21 protein-coding genes are annotated in these 23,096 nt (G+C 66.5%); 14 read left to right on the top strand and 7 right to left on the bottom strand.

The genetic code is table 11. The features are described 5' to 3' along the window. Positions 1-5: 5 nt before the first annotated feature. Together ACP159_RS13915 and ACP159_RS13910 are read right to left on the bottom strand one after the other, a co-directional pair. Positions 6-2,384: a DUF4384 domain-containing protein gene (locus tag ACP159_RS13915; RefSeq protein WP_425100337.1), complete on the bottom strand. Its 2,379-nt coding sequence runs from the start codon at positions 2,382-2,384 to the stop codon at positions 6-8. Positions 2,385-2,419: 35 nt separating this feature from the next. Continuing rightward, entirely contained in the window at positions 2,420-4,627 is a 2,208-nt protein-coding gene (locus ACP159_RS13910; protein WP_425100336.1) for an SH3 domain-containing protein, read from the bottom strand. Positions 4,628-4,898: 271 nt separating this feature from the next. Between ACP159_RS13910 and ACP159_RS13905 the strand changes: the two genes are divergently transcribed. The 5 genes from ACP159_RS13905 (at position 4,899) to ACP159_RS13885 (ending at position 10,544) form a co-directional block, all read left to right on the top strand. Continuing rightward, positions 4,899-5,600 (top strand): dihydroxy-acid dehydratase, encoded by a 702-nt coding sequence (locus ACP159_RS13905; RefSeq protein ID WP_425100335.1) that lies wholly within the window; start codon positions 4,899-4,901, stop codon positions 5,598-5,600. Positions 5,601-5,649: 49 nt separating this feature from the next. After that, a complete protein-coding gene (locus ACP159_RS13900; protein ID WP_425100334.1) occupies positions 5,650-6,435 on the top strand; it encodes a DUF6478 family protein in 786 nt (261 codons plus the stop codon). 22 nt (positions 6,436-6,457) lie between these two features. Continuing rightward, positions 6,458-6,835 carry a hypothetical protein gene (locus ACP159_RS13895; protein WP_425100333.1) on the top strand — a complete coding sequence of 126 codons (378 nt, stop codon included), beginning with the start codon at positions 6,458-6,460 and terminating at the stop codon, positions 6,833-6,835. A gap of 262 nt (positions 6,836-7,097) precedes the next feature. Beyond that, positions 7,098-8,759, top strand: a complete 1,662-nt coding sequence (locus ACP159_RS13890; protein WP_425100332.1) for a DUF6504 family protein — start codon at positions 7,098-7,100, stop codon at positions 8,757-8,759. A gap of 327 nt (positions 8,760-9,086) precedes the next feature. Further along, positions 9,087-10,544 carry a serine hydrolase gene (locus ACP159_RS13885; RefSeq protein WP_425100331.1) on the top strand — a complete coding sequence of 486 codons (1,458 nt, stop codon included), beginning with the start codon at positions 9,087-9,089 and terminating at the stop codon, positions 10,542-10,544. Positions 10,545-10,895: 351 nt separating this feature from the next. Here the strand turns inward: ACP159_RS13885 and rpsU are convergent, their stop codons facing one another. Continuing rightward, complete coding sequence (rpsU, locus tag ACP159_RS13880; RefSeq protein ID WP_005614280.1) at positions 10,896-11,102, bottom strand: 30S ribosomal protein S21; 207 nt, start codon at positions 11,100-11,102, stop codon at positions 10,896-10,898. 196 nt (positions 11,103-11,298) lie between these two features. Here rpsU and ACP159_RS13875 point away from each other — a divergent pair, with 196 nt between their 5' ends. Then, on the top strand, positions 11,299-11,979 hold the full coding sequence (locus ACP159_RS13875) for a COQ9 family protein (protein ID WP_425100330.1): 681 nt from the start codon (positions 11,299-11,301) through the stop codon (positions 11,977-11,979). Between the two features lie 88 nt (positions 11,980-12,067). Beyond that, positions 12,068-13,051 (top strand): NAD(P)H-quinone oxidoreductase, encoded by a 984-nt coding sequence (locus ACP159_RS13870; RefSeq protein WP_425100329.1) that lies wholly within the window; start codon positions 12,068-12,070, stop codon positions 13,049-13,051. 53 nt (positions 13,052-13,104) lie between these two features. Here the strand turns inward: ACP159_RS13870 and ACP159_RS13865 are convergent, their stop codons facing one another. Further along, on the bottom strand, positions 13,105-13,959 hold the full coding sequence (locus tag ACP159_RS13865; RefSeq protein ID WP_425100328.1) for a DUF2189 domain-containing protein: 855 nt from the start codon (positions 13,957-13,959) through the stop codon (positions 13,105-13,107). Positions 13,960-14,268: 309 nt separating this feature from the next. After that, on the bottom strand, positions 14,269-15,240 hold the full coding sequence (locus ACP159_RS13860) for a DMT family transporter (protein WP_425100327.1): 972 nt from the start codon (positions 15,238-15,240) through the stop codon (positions 14,269-14,271). Positions 15,241-15,372: 132 nt separating this feature from the next. On the opposite strand from ACP159_RS13860, the gene ACP159_RS13855 reads away from it, so the two are divergent. After that, positions 15,373-16,320 carry an ABC transporter ATP-binding protein gene (locus ACP159_RS13855; protein ID WP_425100326.1) on the top strand — a complete coding sequence of 316 codons (948 nt, stop codon included), beginning with the start codon at positions 15,373-15,375 and terminating at the stop codon, positions 16,318-16,320. Continuing rightward, positions 16,317-17,078, top strand: coding sequence for an ABC transporter permease (locus ACP159_RS13850; protein ID WP_425100325.1), 762 nt, complete (start codon positions 16,317-16,319; stop codon positions 17,076-17,078). Before ACP159_RS13855 ends, ACP159_RS13850 begins: the two co-directional genes overlap by 4 nt. Before the next feature lie 352 nt (positions 17,079-17,430). Here the strand turns inward: ACP159_RS13850 and ACP159_RS13845 are convergent, their stop codons facing one another. After that, positions 17,431-18,492: a YeeE/YedE family protein gene (locus ACP159_RS13845; RefSeq protein WP_425100324.1), complete on the bottom strand. Its 1,062-nt coding sequence runs from the start codon at positions 18,490-18,492 to the stop codon at positions 17,431-17,433. Positions 18,493-18,677: 185 nt separating this feature from the next. Here ACP159_RS13845 and ACP159_RS13840 point away from each other — a divergent pair, with 185 nt between their 5' ends. From ACP159_RS13840 to ACP159_RS13830, 3 genes are all read left to right on the top strand, one after another. Beyond that, positions 18,678-19,907 carry an MFS transporter gene (locus tag ACP159_RS13840; protein ID WP_425100323.1) on the top strand — a complete coding sequence of 410 codons (1,230 nt, stop codon included), beginning with the start codon at positions 18,678-18,680 and terminating at the stop codon, positions 19,905-19,907. 60 nt (positions 19,908-19,967) lie between these two features. After that, positions 19,968-20,843, top strand: coding sequence for a 50S ribosomal protein L11 methyltransferase (locus ACP159_RS13835; RefSeq protein ID WP_425100322.1), 876 nt, complete (start codon positions 19,968-19,970; stop codon positions 20,841-20,843). A gap of 107 nt (positions 20,844-20,950) precedes the next feature. Continuing rightward, positions 20,951-21,298 (top strand): hypothetical protein, encoded by a 348-nt coding sequence (locus tag ACP159_RS13830; RefSeq protein WP_425100321.1) that lies wholly within the window; start codon positions 20,951-20,953, stop codon positions 21,296-21,298. 108 nt (positions 21,299-21,406) lie between these two features. Here the strand turns inward: ACP159_RS13830 and ACP159_RS13825 are convergent, their stop codons facing one another. Continuing rightward, positions 21,407-21,616 (bottom strand): DUF1127 domain-containing protein, encoded by a 210-nt coding sequence (locus ACP159_RS13825; protein ID WP_425100320.1) that lies wholly within the window; start codon positions 21,614-21,616, stop codon positions 21,407-21,409. A 323-nt stretch (positions 21,617-21,939) separates the two neighbouring features. Here ACP159_RS13825 and ruvC point away from each other — a divergent pair, with 323 nt between their 5' ends. After that, entirely contained in the window at positions 21,940-22,428 is a 489-nt protein-coding gene (ruvC, locus tag ACP159_RS13820; protein WP_425100319.1) for a crossover junction endodeoxyribonuclease RuvC, read from the top strand. Then, positions 22,425-23,096, top strand: coding sequence for a Holliday junction branch migration protein RuvA (ruvA, locus tag ACP159_RS13815; protein WP_425100318.1), 672 nt, complete (start codon positions 22,425-22,427; stop codon positions 23,094-23,096). The genes ruvC and ruvA overlap by 4 nt, the downstream gene beginning before the upstream one ends.

Here is a 23,096-nt window from a genome sequence, read left to right as displayed (position 1 = left end):
TTCCCTCAATGCGCGGTGACGACGGCGGAAATCTGCGCCTTCGCCACGTCGGGGTTGTGGCTCGACACCGCCTTGAAGCTCGCGCCGCTCAGCGTCTGCTGCTCGTCGGCGCCAAGGTCGAGCGCCAGCACCTCGTTCACCACTGTCTCGTACTTGCCCACGCCGGAGGCATTCTGCGAGACGTCGCAGGACACGGACGACGTGTCCCGCGTCTCCGCCTGGATCGCCGCCGTACCGCCGTTGCAGATGGCGAGGATGGTCTCAACGCCGACATACTGCGTCTTCAGCGAGCCGCGCGGCGGGAAAATGTACTGCCCGCCTGCCGGGATCACTTCGTCCGGCAGGGCGGGGTGCGGGTAGAGCACGCAGGAGCGTTTCTGGTCGTCGATGTTGATCAGGGTCAGGCGGCAGTCCTGCTTCGGCTCCACGATGATCTTCAGCCCTTCGCCCACCTTGTAGGTCGGTTTGTCGGTGTAGACCGTCAGATGGCTTTGCGCCGGGGCGCTGTGCTGGCCCGGGTCATAGGCCGGGGCGGCGGCGGCATCGGCATAGGTCGTCGGACGGGCGACCGGCTTCGCCGCCGGGGCCGGGGGCACGTAATCCGTGCCCGCCAGCACCTTCGACACCGAGGCCGACAGATGCGTCGGCGTCCTGTCCACGGGCACGATCGGCCGGTAATCGGTTACCTTCTCCAGCAGCGCCGGATAGGCCGCGGTCCATTCGTCCCGGGCAATCGGCGACTGGTCGAGCCGCAGGATCAGGCTGGCGAGGTCGGTCCCGGCAAAGGCGGAGCGCTGGCGCAGCGTGTCCTCGGTGATCCCGAGTTCGTTGGCCGCCTGTGCGAAGTTGATGAAACGGTCGACATGGTAGACGAACAGCCCGCGGATCGGCTCCAGCCCGCCCGCCGTGATTTCCGGCTCCAGCCCGGCGCTGCGCATTGCGCCGAAGAATTGTTGGGTGTCGGCGGCGAGATACTTCGCCACCTCCTCCTGTCCCGGGTAGATCTGGTCGATCACCTGACGCGCCTCGGCGGGCAGCGAGAAATCGGCCATCGCCACGTCCCGCACCTTGTCCTCGTTCAGTCGGATGCCCTTGGAATGGCAGGACATGCAGGAGATGCCGTTGACCACTTCCCCGGTGCCGTCCGAATAATCGTCGTCGCGCACGATGGCGGTCGGGCCGACGTTGAGCCGGGCGCCGTCGGCGGTGTTCAGGTAATAGGCGTGAAACCCGTTCGGCAGGGTGAAGATCGACTCGCCGCCGTCATGGTGAAAGGCATGGGCATCGCCATAGCTGGTGTCGGTGAACGCCCCAACCGGACCAAGCGGGTTCTGGAAGAAGCTCTGCACGCCTTTCGATCCGGCGAAATCGTAGGAGGTCCAGAAAAAGCCGGTGTTGATCGCGTGCCGTTCGATCAGCCGGTTGTTGGTGCTGACCCCGGAGTTCTGGAACCCCGCGCGGATCACTTGCCCGCTGCGGATGTTGCCGATCAGGTCCAGCGACAGCTTCGCCTCCAGCCCCTGCACCGTGTCGGGCAGGCCGAGGAGGTCATAATAGAGAGGAGAGACCGGCGCTGTGGCGGCAAACCAGTCGGCCCGGATGATCGGCACCTGCGTGCCGGCGGTCTGTTGCAGGATGCTCAGGTTCGGGTCGGTCTGCGACGTCATCGCGTAAGGATACTTCGACGCCAGAAGCTCCCATGTGTCGGTACTCCACGCGATTTCCGGCAGGTAGATGCGCATCAGCACGCCATGCGGGCCGACCGGCTCCATCTTGTAGGGGATCGGATTCCACGACAGCGCGTTGACCAGCTTCACCGTCGCCGCCGTATACCCGGCGAGGTTCTCCTCCGTCACATCCGTGTCGTTGTGCAGGGGGCGCAGGGAGAGGTAGCGGATCTGGCCGCGCCGGTTGGTCGGCTGCGCCGCAAGGTCCGCCTGCGCGGCGGCATAGAGATCCCGCAAGGGCACGAAGTCCCGCGCGGGCGGGGCGGCGTTGGCCAGTTCGGTGATCCAGTCCGACACCGCCTTCATCTCCGCATCGGTGGGGTAGCAATCGGAGGCGGTGCAATCGTCCGGCATCGAGGGGAAGCTGTACTCTCCGATCACGTCGTAGAGTTTCGAGCCGACCGGCTGGCCCTGGATGACGAATTTCGTATCATGGGCGAGGCGGCGCAGGTCGAGCACATGGCCGAAACCCGACTTCGCCTTGTCCAGCCCTTCCTTCAGCGCCCCGTCCTGATGGCACCGGGCGCAATGTTTCTCCAGCGTGGCGTAGACCGCTGTTTCCTGCGGCGTGGCATCGCCGGGCAGCGGCATGGCGTCATTGGCCAGCGCCGGGGCGGCGAGAAGGCTCAGGGCGGTGGCAAGAAGGCGCGTCTTCATCGAAATGTCTCCCGGGGCGCGGCGGCCCGCTGCGATCAATTGCATTGAATGTTCAGGTATTTCTTGGAGGCCCAGCCGGTCGCCCCGCCGATGCCCTCGTAGGGGTTCATGCACTGGCCCGCGGCGCAGCGCACCTGCGCCCACGAGCCGTCCTGCGCCAGCACCGTCACCCGGTCACCGAGGTAAAGCTCGGACAGCTTCTTGCCGGATTTCGTGCTCGGCGCACTGCGCACGGAGAGGTAACCCGAGCCGGTGCTGCGGTTGTACTGCGAAATCGGACCAAGCCCGGTGACCCACCCCGTGCAGGTCTTCCGCGCTGCCGGGCGGTTGGAGGTGAGCAGCGGCGAGTAGACCCAGCCGCGCTGTCCACGGTCCGTCAGGATATTCGACCACTGGCCATTGGTGCCGGTGACGGTGACCATCGCACCGGAGGGCACCTCCGTCACGATGCCGTAATTCGTTCCCGGCCCGCTGCGCACGTTCAGCGACATGTCGGAGTTGTTGTCGACGTACATGCTGTAGCCCGAGGGTGCCGGGGCGGGGGCGCTGCCGCCGCTGCGGATCACCTCGGCGGTATAGCGGTCGCCGCCGGAACAGTAGCTGTCCGAGGGAATGATCCGCTGCGATTTCAGCTGTGCGAGCCGCCCGTCCGCCTGGCTGCGGTAGGTCACCTCGTAGGCCACGGCGTAATAGCCGTTCGTCGCCTGGAACAGCCGCGTGTTCGGGTTGCCCGGGAACCACTGGGACACGAAATCCAGCGCTTCGGCGACGGAGGTGCGGGAGGCGGTGATGATGTAGCATTGCGAGGAGGCCAGCGTGTAGTTGCCGCTCCGCAGGCTGTACCCGCTGCCGCCGCCGGAGGAGCGCGCCGGGCCGGAGCCTTTCAGGTAGGTGATCCGTGCCAGCGTGACCTGCCCGATGCAGGAGGCATTGCTGCCGCAGGCATCGCGGGTGCCGGTGCGCCAGGCGCTCTGGTCCCCGGCGGAGGTGTGGTTCTGGTTGCCGTAGGCGCGGGTCATCTCTTCGTCGAGCCCGGCAAGATAGGCATCGGAACAGATGGCCCGCTCCGTGCTGTTCAGCCCGCCATTGCCGCACCACGGCCGCAGGTTCGTCGGCGCTGGTGGCGGGGTGTAGGTCGGGGCAGGGGGCGTGTATGTCGGCGCGGGTGTGTTCGCCGCCGTATCGGTCCCGGGCGCCGGATCGCCGCCGCACTGGCTGTTGACGTAGCCCTGCGCGAAGATCGCGTAGGCGTGCCCCTCGCAACTGGCGAGATAGGCCTCGTAGCCGAAGCATTGGCCGAGGTCCTTCGCCTCTTTATACAGACTGTCGCAGAGCGCCAAATCCATCGCCGTCTCGTCCTTGCCCGGCAGCGGTGCCGGGTTCACCGGCACATCCGTCACCGTCCCGGGATTTGTGCCGAGAGCAGCCATCAGCACCTTGGACCGCGCGAGGATGTCCTTCATCGGGATGGCGAAGTTGACCGAGTCCTTCTTCGAGCCCGCATGATGCAGCCCGATCACCTTCTGCAAGGAGGCGTCGATCACCGGCGAGCCGGAATTCCCCGGCAGCGTGTCGCAGGTGTGCAGAAGCTGGTGCCCGGACAGGGCAGGGCGGTTGGCGCGGCATTGCTCGCGGCTGATCCGCTGCGCCTCGCCCATCGGATGGCCGATCACCCAATAGGGGTCGCCGTCCTGCGGCGTCGCATCGGAGAGCGTCAGCGTGCCATAGTCGGACGACGGATTCCCGAGCACCTCCAGCACCGCGTAATCGAGATCTTCATAAGCCTCCACCGGCGTCGGCGAGACGATGTAGGTCCGCGTGCCTTCCTCCACCCCCTGCTGTGTATAGCCGGCCACGAACTGCACCGCGTCGATGCGCGTCGCCTTGGCCTGCGGGTTGTTCAGGATGCCGGGAACGCAGTGGTAATTGGTCAGGATGTGCTTGTCAGAGACGATGAAGGCGGTGCAGGGGAAGATGCCGCTGTCGGTCAGAATGTCGAGCCGCCCGACCGAATGGCCCATCTTCGCAAAGACGCTGGTGGGCGAATAATTCTGGATCGACTCGTTGTTGTACTGCCCAACCGACATCTCGAAATCCATATCGCCGGTTCCGGCGCTCTGGTTGCGGTTCAGGACCACCCGGCCAAAGCTGCTGCGGTCGAAGCCGACGAAATCCTGAGCGTGCAGGACGCCGGGCATGGGGGCGAAAGCAAGGGCCAAAGCCAAGGCCGTCAGGTGTCGCATGGGTGTCCCTCCCGGTGGTCCGTCTGTCGCAGCGTCAAGCGCGATGATCGGCGGCGGGCCATGAGTCTGTCAACGTGGGAAAACCCGACCATGGCAGCCTGTGACCCGATCCACGTCCGCGTCAACTGGCGATTGTCCAATGACTGCGCGTACTTGCTCCGTGGCGGGCCGTTCGCTATTGCAAAAGCATGCGTTAACGCTTCGGGAGGATGCACAGAGCGATGATCTGGATCGAACCTGTCGTGACAGCGGCCCCGGAAGGGCGCGCCGCGTGAGGGCGGTTTCGGCCCTGCTGCTCCCGGCGGCGCTGGTGCTCGGTGGCTGCCTGCCAGCCCCCGGCGGATCGGGGAAGCCGCCATTGGCCAAGGCGGTTCTCGCCGGAGGCGCGGTGACCGTCAGCGGGCCGGAGGGCTACTGCATCGACCCGGCAACCCTCACGCGTGGCCTCTCCAGCGACTTCGCGCTGATCGCATCCTGCATGGCCTTGTCGGAGGGCAAGGTCGGCTTCTGGGTCGAGCCGGTGCTGGTGACCGTCACGGTGGGCGCCGAGGGACCGCAGGAGCCGCTGCCCACCGCCGGTGCCATCGCCGCGACCGCCGGGGCCACGCTGCTGGGCGGCGGCATGTCTGGCGGCTTCGTCACCGCCAACCTCGACCGCGGCGGCGAGAAGCGCCTGACCGGCGGCGACCCGCGCCACTGGCGCGGCGCGTTCGCGGTGAACGGGCGGCTTGTGATGCTGGCGCTCTATGCGCCCGAGGGAAGTGAGTATGCCGGCGCGCGGGGCGGGCGGATGCTGAGCCAGGTCCGCGACCAGATCGAGGCCCTGAGCGCAGCGCGAACCGATCCCGTCGCGGCGGAGCCGATGGCCGCGCCCGCCGGAGAGACCGCGCCCACAGGTGGTCCGGCTCGGACGGCGACACGAAAGAAGGCGGGTCTCTTTGGCCGTTTATTCAATCCGAAGGATTTGCCATGATACTCGCGCCGGACCGGGCACCGAGGCAGACCCAGGGGACGAGGCGGGCATGGGACAACCGATGACGGGCGAAAAGCGGGGCTTGCTGACCAGGGCGCTGCATCTGGCGGCGCTGCGGCGCTGGACGCAGATGGCGCGGGCCGCGTCGCAGACCGACCTGCCGGACCTGCGCCGCCAGCGTGGCATGGCGCGGCGCCTGAAGGCGCAGCTGGACGCGCTGATCCATGTCGCCGACGCAAGGCTGGCGCTTCCGGTGATCGGCAACCAGGCCTTTCCCCGCCCGGAGGACGCCGACTGGGCCTGGCGTCCGGAACTCTGGTGCGGCCCGCTGGCGACGCCCGGCATGTCCTCCGTCAAGTCGCAGAGCATGCTCGGCGCGGAGGCGACGCTGTTCCACGATTGCGCCAAGTCCGAACTGACCCTGCGTCAGCTGCGCAACACACGCGAGGCGGACCTCGCCGCCTATGGCCTCCGGATGGACGTGTTCCGCTTCGACGGCTCCTACCTGAGCCTTGCCATCGACCTGCCGGAGACGGCGCATATCGGCCTGACCCGCAAGCACCTGATCCGCATCGACACCATCGTGGAGATGGAAAAGCGGCTGGAGATCTTCGCCCGGCTGAACATCAGGCACGGGCCGAACACCGAACAGATCGTGCGCGAACTGCCGCTGCACCAGGACGAGATCCGGGTGGAATTCGACCTCGCCTATACCAAGCTGAACGAGAAGCGCGTGGAGCGGATGTGGCTCGACCTGATCTTCGAAGGGCCGCAGATGAACCAGGTGGTGCTGCGCGACCTGACCTTCAGCCGCCGCAAGCGTGCGGAACTGTGAACACGAACGGGGGCCGCCGGGCATGAGCAAGTTCGAACTGACCAAGACCCGCTTCCGCGAGGGTGTCTGGCAGGGTCTGCTGACCCCGCTGGCGAAGGACGCGGGGCGGCCGGAGATCGCGGTGACCCTGCACGATCGGCCGCTGCACGGCGTGACGGTGACCGAGGTTCCGGGCGGCGGCCGCTGGGCGCTGGAAGTGCCGGTGCCGCTCGATGCGGTGGGGGACGGGGTGCAGACCTTCCTGATTGCGGACGCCAACGCGGACACGGTGCTGGACAGCTTCACCCTGATCGCCGGCGAGGTGCTCGGCGACGACATCCGGGCGGAGATGGAGCTGTTGCGGGCGGAACTGGACATGCTGAAACGGGCGTTCCGGCGGCATTGCCTGGAGACGATGTAGGGCGCTTGCCGAACCGCGCGTCGCAGTCCCGGGCCTGACCCGGGACCTCCCCGCCCTACGCGGTCTCCATCCCCACGCGGTCTCCATCCCCACCCCAACCCTCCCCAAGGGGGAGGGAGCCGCCGCCACACCCGTCCGGCCCGAGGCCCCGATCGGGTCTTGCCGGACGGGGTGCCGCTGCGCGGACCGGGGCGACCCCGCTGGACTCGACTCCCCTCCGCCCATGCGCTAGAACAAAGAGAGAACACGATACCGCGCTCCCATGCCTCACCGCCGCATCCTCTCGCTCTGGTTCCCGCGCCTTGGCGCCGAACGCCTGATCCGGGCGGAGCCCTGGCTTGCCGAAATCCCCTTCGTCACCGTCGCCACCGAGGGTCCTGCGCAGGTCGTCGCCTCGCTCTCCCCGCTCGCCACGCAGGCCGGGCTCTACAAGGGCCAGCCGCTGCGCGACGCCCATGCCATGTGCGCCGACCTCGTCACCCGCCCGGCCATCCCTCACCGCGAACAAAATTTCCTCGACGCGCTGCACCGCTGGGCCGGGCGCTATTCGCCTTGGGTCCGCTCCGAGCCGCCGGACGCGCTGGTGGTGGATCTCACCGGCTGCGCCCATCTCTTCGGCGGGGAGGAGGCGCTGGCCGCGCAGGTGCACCGCGATTGCGGCGACCTTGGCCTCACCGTCCGCCTCGGCCTCGCCGACACGCTGGGCGCGGCCTGGGCGCTGGCCCGCTACACCACGCAGGACGTCACCCCCCACCGCTCCGGCGATGCCATCGACCAGGAGGCGCGGGCAACGCGGGCGCGGGCCGGGAAAAGGCGGCACTGGGAGCGCGGCGGCCTGCCCCCCGGCGCCCCCGCCCGCGCGCTCCCCGAAGGCCATATCGCCGAGATCGGCAAGAGCTGGAGCGCCATCGCGCCGCTGCCCGTCGCCGCCCTCCGGATCGACGCCTACACGCAGGAACAGCTGCACCGCCTCGGCCTGCGCACCGTGGGTGACCTGATCGGCCAGCCCCGCGCCGGTCTCGCCCGCCGCTTCGGGCGCGGGTTGGTGGATCAGCTCGACAAGGCCACCGGCAGCGCCCCCGAGCCGATCAGCGCCCTGCCGCCGCCGGAACGCTTCGCGGTGCGGCTCTCGCTCCCGGACCCCATCGGCTTCGCGGAGGATGTTGCCGCCGGACTCGACCGCCTCGCCCGCGCCCTCTGCGTCAAACTCAAGGACAAGGGCCTCGGCGTGCGCGTCCTGCGGCTGGAGGCGCACCGCGCCGATCACACGATGCAGTGGCTGACCCTGAAACTCGCCGTCGCGGGGCACGACCCGGAGCGCCTGCGGCCTCTGCTGGCCATGAAGATCGAGGAAATCGACGCCGGACCCGGCATCGACATGCTGCGGCTGGAGGCGATCACCACCGAGCCGATCTATGACCGCCAGATGGCGGGCCACGCGGAGGCGGCGGCGAAGGGCGTGGCGCGGCAGGCGGGAGGCTTCGGCCCGGCGAAGGAGGACCTGATCAACCGCCTCTCCGCCCGCATCGGCATGGAGGCGATCACCCGCCGCCACCGTGGCGACAGCCACATCCCCGAGAAGGGCGCGCAGCGCCTCACCGCCGCCTGGTCCGAGCCCGCCCCGGACTGGCCAGACCCGGAGGTGCCGCGCCCGCTGCAGATGTGGCGTCCGGAGCCGGTCATGGCCCCGGACAAACCCCGGCTGGGAGACAGCTTCCGCTGGCGCGGGCGGACCTTCGGCGTGGTGGAGGCGACGGGGCCGGAGCGCATCCTGCCGGAATGGTGGCTGGAGGACCCCGAGTGGCGCTCCGGCCCGCGCGATTACTGGCGCGTGGAAACCGACCGGGGCGACCGGCTCTGGCTGTTCTACGCTCACGGCGGGGCGCTGTCTTCGGGCTGGTTCTGCCAGGGCGAATTTGCCTGACCCCGCCCCCATGGACCAAATCGGGAACGCCCGAAACAGGACTCACCCGCGCCGCGAACCGCCGAGTCGCCGTCATGATCCCGCCACAATCTGCCTCATTCTCGCCACAATCCCTTGTCTTGCGGTCAAGGTTTGAGCACCCCCAACATCTGCCAACCAATGGTTAACGAAAATCATGGTTAATCAAAGGATTGGAGGCTTCTCTTGAGACGCGGGCCGTGCTAGCCTTTCGGTAATCAAAAAAATCAGTCCACCGGAAAAATCCGGGGACACGAGGCAGTAGATAGGCGGAACATGCAGACGCGACGTCGCAGGCAGACGGGCCGTATGGGCCTGTACCTTCTCACTTTGATCTGGCTTGCCCTCCTGGTGCCGCTGAGCGCCATGGCCGCGCCCTATGCGGCCCTGGTGATGGACGCGCGATCGGGCAAGGTGCTGCATGCGGAGAACGCGGAAACGCGGCTGCATCCGGCCTCGCTGACCAAGATGATGACGCTCTACATCGCCTTCGAGGCGGTGGAGAACGGCGAACTCAGCATGGACACCATGGTGCGCGTGTCGCGCAATGCCGCCTCCGAGCCGCCGTCAAAGCTCGGCCTGCGCGAGGGCCAGACCATCGCATTGCGCTACCTCGTGCGCGCCGCGGCGGTGAAATCCGCCAACGACGCCGCAACTGCGATCGGCGAGGCCATCGCCGGCTCCGAGGCGGCCTTTGCCCGCCGCATGAACCGCACGGCCAAGGCGCTCGGCATGACGCGCACCACCTTCCGGAACGCCAACGGGCTGACCGAGGAGGGGCACCTGTCGACCGCCATGGACATGTCGATCCTCGGGCGGCACCTGATCTACGACTACCCGCAATACTACAACCTGTTCTCCCGCATCACCGCCGATGCCGGCGTGCGCCAGGTCAGCCACACGAACAGCCGCCTGTTGCAGAGCTACAAGGGTGCGGACGGGATCAAGACCGGCTACACCCGCGCGGCGGGCTTCAACCTTGTCGCCTCGGCCGAACGCGGCGGCGAACGGGTCATCGCAACGGTGTTCGGCGGCAGCTCGACGGCGTCGCGCAATGCCAAGGTGGCGGAACTGCTGGACCTGGGTTTCCGCAAGACCTCGCCCAACGCGCCGTTCCGCGCGCCGGGCAAGCCGCCCTACCTTGGGGCAGGCGCCGATGTGGTCGTCGCGCAAAGCAGCAACCCGGCGCCCGGAACCCGGGCCAAGACCATCCGCGTCGCCCGCGCCGCGGTGACCCGCAGCCTGCGCCCGCAGGCCAGGCCGCCCGCGGTGACCGCCGCGGACGTCGCGCCACTGGTGGCGGGGGTGCAGGCCGACATCGAAAACGTGCTCAAGGAGGTGCAGACCGTCGCATCCGTCGCGCCCGTCGGACCGCCGCCGGTGGCCGCCGAAACCGTGGGCATCGCGCCGGACACCTCGATCAAGCCGACACGTCGGCCTGAAGGGGTGCAACTGGCCGCCGCCGAGATCCGCGACACTGCAACCCCGGCGCGGGAGGCTGAAGTGGTCACCCGGCTGTCGACCTCCGGCGGGCGGCATTGGGGCATCAACATCGGCCGCTACCCGAGCCGCTTCGACGCGGAGAAGATCCTGCTGAAGACCGCCCTGACCGAAACCGCTTCCCTCGACGGGGCGCTGCGCAAGGTGAACAAGGGCAATCGCGGCTTCGACGCCAACTTCATGGGCCTGACCCGCGACCAGGCCGACCTGGCCTGCCGCCGCCTGCAGGCGCGGCAGATCACCTGCTTCATGATCGGGCCGAGCTGACCCCGACGCAGGTCCTGCGGATCAGGGGTTTCGCCTCGCTCATGCGAGGCGACCGGCGCTCGCTTCGCTCGCTTTCAAGGGGGCGCCGCCCCCTTCTGCGCTTCGCGCATTCATCCCCTGAGGTATTTCGGGACCAAAGAAGACGGGGCGCGGCGCCTCCACTTCTTTGGTCCCGAAATACCTTGAGGGAGTCTCGAATGGACGGGAGCAAAGCTCCCGACAAAAGTTTTGCCCCGACAAAATTTTCCCCGCCAGGAAAACGACAAACCCCCGAAAGGCGCATGCCCCGGGGGTCGTCTGAGGAGCCATCCGGCCCCGACTTCCGTTCATGAAGTCGATCTGTGGCGGGCCTTAGAGAAGACCTTCGCGCTGAGCCTTCTTGCGAGCGAGCTTGCGGGCGCGGCGAATTGCCTCGGCCTTCTCACGTGCTTTCTTCTCGGACGGTTTCTCGAAATGCTGCTTGAGCTTCATTTCGCGGAACACGCCTTCGCGCTGGAGCTTCTTCTTCAGGGCGCGGAGCGCCTGATCGACGTTGTTGTCACGAACACTGACCTGCATGTGGTTGTCACCACCTTTCTAGGTTTGAGTTGCAAAAAGCGCAGGAAGTGGCCGTATAGCCGCCTTCGGCCTACATGTCAAAGGGCTATCGCGCCCGGTCCAGAGGGTGCAGCCCGGCGGCAGCGGGCGATTTGTCCGCTTTCAAGCAACGCGCCGCCCGGATACCCTTGGCCTGCGACGTGGAAAGGAGCGACCCATGCCACACACCCTGCAAGACACGCTGCTCGACGCGGCCCTGGACCATGTGCCCTTCGACGGCTGGTCCGAAACCACCTTCCGCGCCGCGCTGACCGACACCGGCATCAGCCGGGTCGTGGCGCTTGGCCTGTTCCCGCGCGGCGCGGTGGATCTCGCGGTTGCCTTCCACAAGCGCGGCGACGCGCTGATGCTGGCGCGGCTGGCCGAGGCCGACCTTTCGCAGATGCGCTTCCGTGACAAGGTTGCCTTTGCCGTGCGGACCCGGCTCGAAGTGATCGGCGACAAGGAGGTCGTGCGCCGCGGCGCCACGCTCTCCGCCCTGCCGATGCATGCGACCGACGGGGCGAAGCTGATCTGGGGCACGGCGGATGCCATCTGGACCGCGCTGGGCGACAGCTCCCGCGACATCAACTGGTATTCCAAGCGGGCGACGCTCTCGGCGGTCTATTCCTCCACCGTCCTCTACTGGCTCGGCGATACCTCACCGGGCGACGAGGCCACCTGGGCCTTCCTCGACCGCCGTATCGAGGACGTCATGCGATTCGAGAAGGTCAAGGCGCAGGTGCGCGAGAACCGTTTCCTGTCGACGCTTCTCGCCGGTCCGATGAAACTCGCCGAGCACGTGCGCGCCCCGGAGCGGGCGAGCGATCTGCCGGGCGGCGCGCAGCCGCGCCGCTGATCGGGACCCTGTCCCGGCCCCGCGCCGGGACCTCTTGCCCCGCGCGCCCGCTTCCGTCACGGTCCCGTCAAACGCTCAGGAGACCGACATGACCGACAGGATGCGCGCCATCGAGATCACCAAACCCGGCGGACCGGAGGTGCTCCAGCTGTGCGAGCGCCCCGTGCCGACCCCCGCGCCCGGGCAGGTGGTGCTCAAACTCGCTTATGCGGGGGTCAACCGCCCCGATGCGCTGCAACGCGCCGGCATGTACGCGCCGCCGCCCACCGCCTCGGATCTGCCGGGGCTGGAGGGGGCCGGGACGGTGGTCGCCCTTGGCGCCGGGGTCGCCGGGCTGAAGATCGGCGACGCGGTCTGCGCGCTGCTGCCCGGCGGCGGTTATGCCGAATATGTCGCCACCCCCGCTGCCCATTGCCTGCCTGTGCCGCAGGGCATGGACCTGAAACAGGCCGCCTGCCTGCCGGAGACGTATTACACCGTCTGGTCCAACGTCTTCATGCGCGGCGGGCTGTCGGCGGGGGAGCGGTTCCTCGTCCACGGCGGCTCGTCGGGTATCGGCACCACGGCCATTCAGCTCGCGAAGGCCCTCGGCGCACGCGTCTTCGCCACCGCCGGCTCCGCCGACAAATGCCAGGCCTGTTCCGATCTCGGGGCGGAGCGGGCAATCAACTACCGCGAGGAGGATTTCGTCGAGGTGCTGCGCGCGGAAGGCGGCGCGGACCTGATCCTCGACATGGTCGGCGGCGACTATATCCCGCGCAACGTCAAGGCGCTGGCGGACGACGGGCGGCTGGTGCAGATTGCCTTCCTCTCCGGGCCGAAGGCGGAACTGAACTTCGCGCAGGTCATGGCGCGGCGGCTGACCATCACCGGCAGCACCCTGCGCCCGCAAAGCGATCTTGCAAAGGCCCGCATCGCGGAGCAACTGCGTACTCATGTCTGGCCGCTGCTGGACGCCGGGACCGTCGCCCCGGTGATGGATTCGGAGTTTGCTCTGGAAGAGGCCGCCGCCGCCCACGCCCGCATGGAAAGCTCGGGCCACATCGGCAAGATCGTTCTGAAGATCGCCTGACCCGCGGGGGAGGCGGGGCATAGCCCCGCCCTACGGTCTGCCGGAGACCGTGCTCAGAGCACCGCCCGACGATACAGGTGCCAGGTCGCATGACCCAGCACCGGCAGCGCGATCACGAGGCCGAGCAGCATCGGGATCGCCGCCAGCACAAGCAGCCCCGCGACCATCACGCCCCAAGTCAGGATCACCACCGGGTTCTGCTGCAGCACCCGCACGGAGGTCATCACTGCCACCGGCAGTCCCGGCGTGCGGTCGAGCAAGAGCGGCACAGTCACCACCGACATCGCCAGCGCAACCACCGCAAAGACCGCGCCGACGCCGCAGCCGACGATGATCAGCAGCCAGCCTTCCCCGGTTCCGAGAACGGCGGAGACGAATGCCCCGAGGCTTTCCGGCCCCGCCGGTCCCATCGTCGCCCCGTATATCTCGGCGGCCACAAGCATCCAGACCACCAGCAGCGCGGCGAGATACAGGCCAAAGACGAAGATCGCCCCAAAGGAGGGCCGCTCGACCACCTTCAGCGCCGTGAACCAATGGGTTTCCTCGCCCCGTTCGCGGCGTCGACTGAGTTCGTAGACCCCGACCGTCGCCACCGGCCCGATCAGGGCAAAGCCCATGACCAGCGGGAACAACAGCGGGATCAGCGCCATGTGAAAGCCGATGCCCATGAGCACGAGGCCCATGACCGGATAGAGCAGCACCAGGAACATCACGTCGCTGCGGCAGGCGAGGAAATCCTCCCACCCGGCGGCGAGCGCATGGCCCAGATCGTCCATGGTCAGGGTCTGCACCCTTGGGACAGAGGTGTCGTGGCTGCCGATGCGGTCGGCGCTTTCGGCGACGTGGTGCCCGGCCATGCCAAGCGCACGCGCGCCCCAGGACAGCGGGTTTCCGATGGTTTCAGGCATGAGACTTCTCCGTTTTGGCGTTGCGACAAGCGCCAAGCGACCCGGAGCAGACACTGGCCCGTCCGGGCTTCTGCGTGGCTTGATGTGGCAAAGTGTAGCAGGAAATCTGCCGCCTGTCGCGTCACGGCTGTGAGAGGGGTGTTGGGGTGTTGGTTGGGGCCGCGACAGATCTGCCGCGGCCTCGCGGGCATCCCGGGCTTCATCGTGCCGCATCATCCGCGCGATGCCGACCCCATTCCTTGAAGACCCCATTCCCTGAAACCGGGCAGATCCCTTCTCGGGTTCCGGCTCCCCCCGATCAGGCCGTTCTCACCGGCGGTCCCACCGCGTCCGGCGCCCGGGCACCGCCCCGTCCTTGCGCTCTTCCCGGAGGAAAACCACCACCCCGGCACCGACGATCAGCGCGCAGCCCACCCAGGTCGCGACGCCCGGCCACTCGCCGAAGACGAGCCAGCCCCAGAGGATCGCCATCGGCAGTCCGATGTACTCGAACGGCGCGAGGGTGGCGGCATTGGCCAGCCGATAGGCCGCGCTCAGGCAGTAGCCGAACACCGCCGCGCAGAGCCCGAGCCCGAGGAACACCGGCCAATCCCCCGGCGTCGGCCAGACCCAGGGGCGCAGCAGGAACACGAGGCTCTCGTTCTCCAGGCCCTCCGCGAACCGCCCGTCGCCGGCCACCGCGAAGAATCCGGCAGAGACCAGAAGGAACGTCCCCTGCGTATAGGCCGCCAGGGCCGATGCCCGCATGGTCAGCCCGAGCCGCCGCGTCAACACCTGCATCAGCGCATAACACAGCGCCGCCAGCACCGGCAGCAGCAGCACCCAGCGCGACACCGCGACCTCGCTCGCCCAGGGCCGCTGCATCACCAGCACCCCGGCAAAGCCGACGAGCACCGCGCCTGATCGCCACGGCCCGGCCCGCTCGCCGAGCAAAGGCACCGACAGCGCCGTGATGAACAGATGGGCGACGAAGAACAGCGCCGTCGCCTGCCCGAGGGGCATCACCGCCACCGCCGCGTAGAAAGTCATGTTCGCCGCCACCACCAGCGCCCCGCGCAGCGCGTGCAGCAACGGCCGTCCGGTGCGCAGGATGCGCGGACCGCCTTCCGCCATTACGAGGACGAAAGTGAACAGCAGCGCGATGGCCGAGTGCACGAACACCATCTGGTGCAGCGGATAGCCCCCCGACAGCACCTTGATCAGCAGATCGTTGACGGACATGGCGAGGACGCCAAGACAGATGAGGAGGATGCCCAGGGCGGGCCGGTCAGGAGCTTGCATGTCCCTGCCTTATGCGCCGGGTATATCCCGGGACCATCCTGAAAACGACACGCCTTGCCTTTGTGCATTCTCGCACATTGGCAAAGTGAACCGGACAGTCTACTTATTCGCGACGAACAGGAGGAGCACCCCATGGCAATGGTGGACATCCGCGATGCGCGGAAAACCTATGACGGCGGGTTCGAAGCCCTTCGCGGCGTGACCTTGCGTATCGAGGAAGGCGAGATCCTCGCCCTTCTCGGACCCAACGGCGCGGGCAAGACAACCCTCATCTCCGCGATCTGCGGGATCACCCAGCCGACCTCCGGCACGATCACGGTCGGCGGCCACGATGTCATCTCCGACTACCGCGCCGCCCGCCGCCTCATCGGTCTCGTGCCTCAGGAGATCAACCTCGAACCCTTCGAGAAAGTGTTCAACACCGTCTCCTTCTCCCGCGGCCTCTTCGGCCTGCCGAAGAATGACGCGCTTATCGAACAGATCCTCCGCAAGCTTTCGCTCTGGGACAAGAAGGACACCAAGGTCATGGCGCTCTCCGGCGGCATGAAACGCCGGGTGCTGATTGCCAAGGCGCTCAGCCACGAGCCGCGCGTGCTGTTCCTCGACGAGCCCACCGCCGGGGTCGACGTCGAACTTCGCCGCGACATGTGGCAGATCGTCGAGGAACTGCGCCGCGATGGCGTGACCATCATCCTGACCACCCACTATATTGAGGAAGCGGAAGCCATCGCCGACCGCGTGGGTGTCATCAACAAGGGGCAGATCCTTCTGGTAGAGGAGAAAACCTCGCTGATGACCCGCATGGGCAAGAAGGAACTCACCGTTGAACTGGACGATCCCGTGGACTCCATCCCCGCCAGTCTCGCCGCCTTCAACCTCGCTCAAAGCGAAGACCGCAAGACTTTGACCTACGCGTACGACACCGGCGCGGAGCGCACCGGCATTGCCCGCCTGATGTCCGCGCTCTCCGAGGAAGGGCTGGTCGTGCGCGACGTCTCCACCGCGCAGAACTCGCTCGAAGACATCTTCGTCGGCCTCGTCGCAGAGCAGCCGGACCAGCAGAAGGACACAGCCGCATGAACTTCGGCGCGATCAAAGCCATCTACGTCAACGAGATGGCCCGCTTTTTCCGCACGCTGGCGCAGAGCTTCATCTCGCCGGTGATCTCCACCTCGCTCTATTTCGTCGTCTTCGGCGCGGCCATCGGCAGCCGCATCGACCAGGTCGAGGGCGTCTCCTATGGCGCCTTCATCGTGCCGGGGCTGATCATGCTCAGCGTCATCACCCAGGCGATTTCGAATGCCTCCTTCGGCATCTACTTCCCGAAATTCATCGGCACGATCTACGAACTGCTCTCCGCCCCGGTGAACTTTCTCGAAATCGTCATCGGTTATGTCGGCGCGGCGGCGACGAAATCGCTGTTCATCGGCCTTGTGATCCTCGGCACCGCCGCGCTCTTCGTCGACCTGAGCATCATGCACCCGCTGGCCATGCTCGCCTTCCTCGTTCTGACCTGCATCAGCTTCGCGCTGCTCGGGTTCATCATCGGCATCTGGGCGGGCAACTTCGAACAACTGCAACTGGTGCCGCTGCTCGTCATCACCCCGCTGATCTTCCTCGGCGGGTCCTTTTATTCCATCTCCATGCTGCCGCCGGTGTGGCAGACGATCACCCTGTTCAACCCGGTGGTCTACCTGATCTCCGGCTTCCGCTGGGCGTTCTTCGGCCTGGCGGACGTGCCCATCGGCCTCTCGCTCCTCGCCATCGCCGCCTTCACCGGCCTCTGCCTCGCGGTGGTCTGGTGGATCTTCAAGACCGGCTGGCGGCTCAGGACCTGAGGCCCGTGGGGCAGTCCCCCCTCGGGCTTCTCTGGTCCTGAAATACCTCGGGGAGTCCGAAGGACGGGGCAGCGCCCCGAAGAAAATTTTGTCCCGGCAAAATTTTTTGCCCGCCTCGCAGGTCTGGTAAGGGGCCTCGACGGGCCGGAATCGGGCGGGACGGCAAATCTGTACGAAACGCGGTCCGAATCGTACCAAACGCCGAAATCCCGCGGTTTGAGCCCGGTTCGGCGAGGGGGTAGTCTGTACGAAAATCGGCAGGTTTTGTACCAAACTCGGCGGGCCACCCGGCAGCCGGGCGGGCCGACTCGCCACTGCCTCCCCGGTTAATCCACCGCTCGCTGCGTTACCCTCACACCGTCGCCGGCTGCCCCCGCCCGCCGAGCATCCAGTCCATGCTCATGCCGCCGACCCACATGCAGAACAGCGCGAGCCAGGCGGTGCCGGCGAAAATGCTGCCGCCCGTGACCCCCGCGCCGATGGCGCACCCCCCGGCAAGCATCCCGCCAAAGCCCATGAGCGCCGCGCCGATCATTGCGTTTCGCATCGGGGTTGGGCCTTCAAACCCTTGAAATTTCAGCTCCTTGTTGACGAGCGCAGCAAGGAAGGAGCCGATGACCACGCCCGGCACCAGCCCCACGTCGAACTCCAGGATCGACGTGCGGTCGAGGAAGAACATCAGCGTGTTGGCGGAGGGGCCGGTGAAGGTCAGGCTCTCGATCTGCACTGGCTCGAACGCCACCCGCGCCAAGGCCGTCGTCAGCGCCCAGCCCAACGCCACCGCAAACCCGACCCCCGACGCAAACACCAACCGCGTCCAACCGATATTGTTGCGACGGGAAAGGTCCAATGCAAACAAGGCGATAGAAAGCCCGATCACAAGCCCCGCCTGCTCCGGCAGATGCGCCGCGGCGATGAGGTCGACGTTCCGCCCGCCGCTGGTCACCCATTGCCCCGCGATCCAGTCCCGGACCGGCGCCAGCCAACCCTTGAGGCTCATCTGGGCCACCACGGCGAAGATCAGTCCTGAAACCACGCTCCGCAGGTTCCCCGTGGCCGCCAGCACCAGCAGCCGCCCCGAGCAGCCCCGCGCCAGCACCATGCCCGCGCCGAACAGCAGCCCGCCGATGATGGCGCCGGACCAACTGCCCGGCACCGCCATCATCCGCGCTTCGGTTGTGTCAACGAATCCAAGGAGATGCGCCGCCTGCACCCAGACGACGGCGGTAGAGAAGGTCAGCAGCCAAACCGCAATCTTGTCCTGCATCATGCCCCGCGCAAACTCAACTGTCGCGGCCCGAAGGCAAAACCGCGAGCGCTGCGCCGCGACACCGAAGGTCACCCCGGCGATCAGGCCGAACAAGGCCGCCGTCGGGGCCTCTCCGATGCGGTCGACAAGGGGGACGATATCCATGGCGCTTTCCTCTTCCCGAAAGGTGTGGCCTGTATGCAATCCTTTGAATGCGTTTGCCTTGATCCAGATCAGCAGACCCGGAAACCGGCGCAGGCGGCCCCCTCTGCAATCGTCCGCGCGGAATGTGCGGTTTGGCCCGAAGGAATCTCTCGCCAAGTCAGGGGATTGGGCGTAATGCCGATGGCATGAAAACCGTACCCCTGTCCGAAGCCCGTTCCCTGCCGATCTGGCGCCGCCCGATCACGCTGCTGTTCCTGATGGCCGTGGCCATGCCGCTGAGCTTTGCCACCTGGTCGGCGCTGCTGAACAACTTCGTCATCGAGGCGGCGCAGTTCAACGGCTCCGATATCGGCTGGCTGCACACGGTCCGGGAAATCCCCGGCTTCCTCGCCATCGGGGTGATCCTCGTGCTGCTGGTGATGCGCGAGCAGGTTCTGGGCCTTCTCTCCCTCGCGCTGCTCGGGGTGGCCACCGCCGTGACAGCCTGGTTCCCGACGGTCGGCGGGCTGATGATCGTCACGCTCCTGTCTTCCATCGGCTTTCACTACTACGAGACGGTGAACCAGTCGCTGCAACTGCAATGGCTGCCGAAGGACCGTGCGCCGCAGATGCTCGGCTGGCTGCTCGCGGCGGGCTCGGCGGCGACGCTGGTGGCGTACGTCCTGATTGTCATGACGTGGCAAGCCTTTGATCTGTCGTACAACTTCGTCTACATGGCCTCTGGCGGCATGACCCTGATCATCGTCGCCTATTGCGCCTTTGCCTTTCCGCAGTTCGAGAGTCCCAACCCGCAGGTCAAGAAGTTCATCCTGCGCCGCCGCTACTGGCTCTATTACGCGCTGCAGTTCATGGCCGGCGCACGGCGGCAGATCTTCGTGGTCTTCGCCGGGTTCATGATGGTCGAACGCTTCGGCTTCGAGGTGCATGAGGTGACGGCGCTGTACCTCATCAACCTGATTGCCAACATGGCCATTGCCCCGGTCTTCGGGAAGGTCGTGGCCCGTTTCGGCGAGCGCAACGCGCTGATCTTCGAATACACCGGCCTTGTGACCGTTTTCCTGCTGTATGGCGGGGTCTACTGGTTTGGCTGGGGTGTGGTGCTGGCGGCGACGCTCTATGTGCTGGACCACATGTTCTTTGCCCTCGCGCTGGCGCTGAAGACCTACTTCCAGAAGATCGCGGACCCGGGCGACATCGCCCCCACCGCCGCCGTGGCATTCACCATCAACCACATCGCGGCGGTATTCCTGCCCGCCCTGCTCGGGTATCTGTGGCTGGTCTCGCCGGGCGCGGTCTTCGGCCTTGCCGCTGCCATGGCCAGTGTCAGCCTGATCCTTGCCTTGCTCATCCCGCGCCACCCGGAACCGGGCAATGAAACGGTATTCTCCGTGCTGGCCCCCGCGCCTGCCGAATAGGGCATTTCAACGACCGTCGAAACACGGTATCGGGTCGGCGAGACCCGAAAGGACAGATCCATGGCCAAGACCTACACCGCCTTCACCAAACTGATGTCGCAAACGCAAGCCGAGGCGCTTGGCGAGGCGTTGGAGGACATGGACCCGGAACCCACCGGCGTCGGCGTATTCGAGATCGAGGACGGCTCGGGAACCTGGGAGGTTGGCGGCTACTTTCTTGCGCAGCCGAACGACATCGAACTGGCGCTGCTCGCGGCGGCCTACGAGGCGCAGCCCTTCGTGGTCTCCGAGGTGCCGGACACCGACTGGGTCGACAAGGTGCGGCGCGAGCTGACGCCGGTCGTTGCGGGCCGCTTCTTCGTCTACGGCAGCCATGACGCCGACAAGGTGCCCGCTGACAGCGTGCCGCTGCTGATCGAGGCGGCCATGGCCTTCGGCACCGGCCACCATGGCACAACGCAGGGTTGCCTGGAGGCGCTGGATCGCCTCGCGGCGCAGGGCTTCACCGGGCAAAACGTCGCGGACATCGGCTGCGGCACCGCGGTGCTCGCCATGGGCGCGGCTGCGATCTGGCCGAACCCGGTCATGGCGTCGGACATCGACGAAGTGGCCGTCGAAGTGGCGGAGGCCAATGTCGCGGCCAACGGGCTGGCCGAAAAGGTCACCTGCGTCGAGGCGGCGGGCTTCGGCAACCCGGCGCTGACCGACCGTGCGCCCTATGACCTCGTGTTTGCCAACATCCTCAAACAGCCGCTGATCGACCTCGCGCCGGATATGGCAGCGAATCTCCAGCCGGGCGGTTACGCGATTCTGTCCGGCATCCTGACCCGTCAGGCGGATGAGGTGGTTGAGGTTTATGCACAAAACGGCATCAATCAGTTGCGGCGCGATGTGATTGGCGACTGGGTGACGCTGACCTTGCAAAAAACCGTGTGATTTCAGGTCGGATTTAGGGAGAACTCGCGGCACCTGCCCAAGTTTTGCCTTATTTCGCGTCTAATTATGGCGGATATCCGGTGGGGGCCGGACACTCCGAGGCTGCCATGGATAGCACGCTCCAGACCTTTGAAAAGCGCCAGAAAGCGCTGCGCCGCAAGCACAAGCGGATGGCGCAGGGCTATGTCAACAAGCTCGACCGCACCAGCGGCGTCATCATTCAGAAGCCGGACAGCAAGGCTGGCGGATTCATGATCCGTCTTCTGGTCCTGGCGGTTGCGGTGGGACTCGGGTTCAAGGTGTTCCTGCTGGCCGGGCTTGGTGAAGAGGGCTACGGCGCGCATCTGGAGCATTTGCAGTCCGGCAGCATCCTGGAACAGGGCGCAGCCTGGGCGTTGCAGATCGACCCCGCCACCGCCTACCTCGCGCCGCTTCTCGCGCCCTATCTCGGCTGACCGGCAGCCGATCCGTCTTCTCTCGCTCTCTCGCTCACGCAAGAAAAAGGCCGCGTTCCCGATCAGGAGCGCGGCCTTGCACCGTTATGCGTCATGGTCGTGGCCGGTTCAGCGGCCGCGGGCAACAACGTCTTCGATTTCGCTGCGGGACAGGCCGATATCGTCCAGCTCGCGGTCGGTCAGCGCGGCGAGGCTCTTGCGGGTCTGACGGGCGTCATTCCAGGCGGCCAGCATCGAGACGGCGCTGACGATGTAGTAACCCACACGGTTTGCGGCATGCGCGGTGGCGTAGTTGCGGTTCACGTCATAGGTAGACATGGTGGTTCTCCGAGAGGCTGAAACGTGGACGGAATTTCTCCGTGTTCGCTCGCCAAATAGGCAGAATGAAAACTTCCAGCAAGCTCTGGAATTGCATGGCTCCAATGCTTATGCTGCATAGCAGAAAACGTGGTTAAGGCATTACTAAAAAAGACAGAAAACGCTGCGGGACGATGTCGTGTTTCTGATCCCAAACGGCGAATCCGGAATGGTTGCGTCGCCTTTGGGCAATGGATGTCGCAAATGGGCGATGGCTGGTTTTTGCTTGGCCCATGTTCGCGTTTCGTGCTAACCGTGGCTGCAAAACAACAATGGCGAGCAGCATGCGGATAATTGGAATCGATCCGGGGCTTCGGAACCTCGGATGGGGGGTCATCGAGGGCGAACGCGGGCGATTCCGTCACGTGGCGAACGGGACGATTCACTCGTCGTCCGGCGATCTCGGTCCGCGCCTGCTGTCCCTGCATGCCGCCCTGACCGATGTGTTCGAGCGGTTTCGCCCGGACACCGCAGCGGTGGAACAGACCTTCGTGAACAAGGACGCCGTGGCAACGCTGAAACTCGGTCAGGCGCGGGCGATTGCCTTGCTGGTCCCTGCGCAGTTCGGCCTTGAGATCGGCGAATATGCCCCCAACAAGGTCAAGAAGACCATCGTCGGCGCGGGCCATGCGGACAAGCACCAGATCCAGTACATGATCAAGCTGCAACTGCCCTCCGCCACGCTCGACAGCCCGGATGCGGCGGATGCCCTCGCCATCGCGCTCTGTCACGGGCATTATCATGGGGCGCAGGCATTGAAGGTACGGGCATGATCGGACGGATTGCAGGGCGGATCGAGTACAAGGGGCTGGACTCCGTGCTGATCGACGTGCGCGGCGTCGGGTACATCGTGCATTGCTCGGACCGGACCTTGGCGAGCCTGCCGGGGGTGGGCGAGGCGGCGGCCCTTTGGACGGATCTGCTGGTGCGCGAGGACCTGCTCCAGCTGTTCGGCTTCCCGACGCTGGTGGAGAAGGAATGGCATCGCCTGTTGATGAGCGTGCAGGGGGTCGGCGCCAAGGCTTCTCTGGCCATCCTTGGCACGCTCGGCCCGGACGGCGTCAGCCGGGCAATTGCCCTGGGTGACTGGAACGCGGTGAAGGCGGCGAAGGGCATTGGCCCGAAGACCGCGCAACGCGTCGTGAACGAACTCAAGGACAAGGCGCCGGCGGTCATGGCCATGGGCGCGGCGGGCCAGGCGGCGCCCGCGCTGGACGACGCGGTGATCGAGCCGGTGGCGCCCGGTCCGAAGCCCGTGGCGAAAGCGCCCCCGAAAGCCAACGTCTCGGCGCAGGCGGAGGCGCTTTCGGCCCTGTCGAACCTCGGTTATGCGCCGGGCGAGGCGGCAGGGGCGGTTGCGCAGGCAGCCGGAGAGGCTCCGGAGGCGGATACGGCAGAGCTGATCCGCGCCGCGCTCAAGCTGCTGGCACCGAAAGGGTAA

It is taken from the genome of Tropicibacter sp. S64 (assembly GCF_049803835.1).
GTDB lineage: Bacteria > Pseudomonadota > Alphaproteobacteria > Rhodobacterales > Rhodobacteraceae > Pacificoceanicola.
Note: the sequence above shows the minus strand (reverse complement) of the source record. Positions and strands in the feature narration are given on the sequence as shown.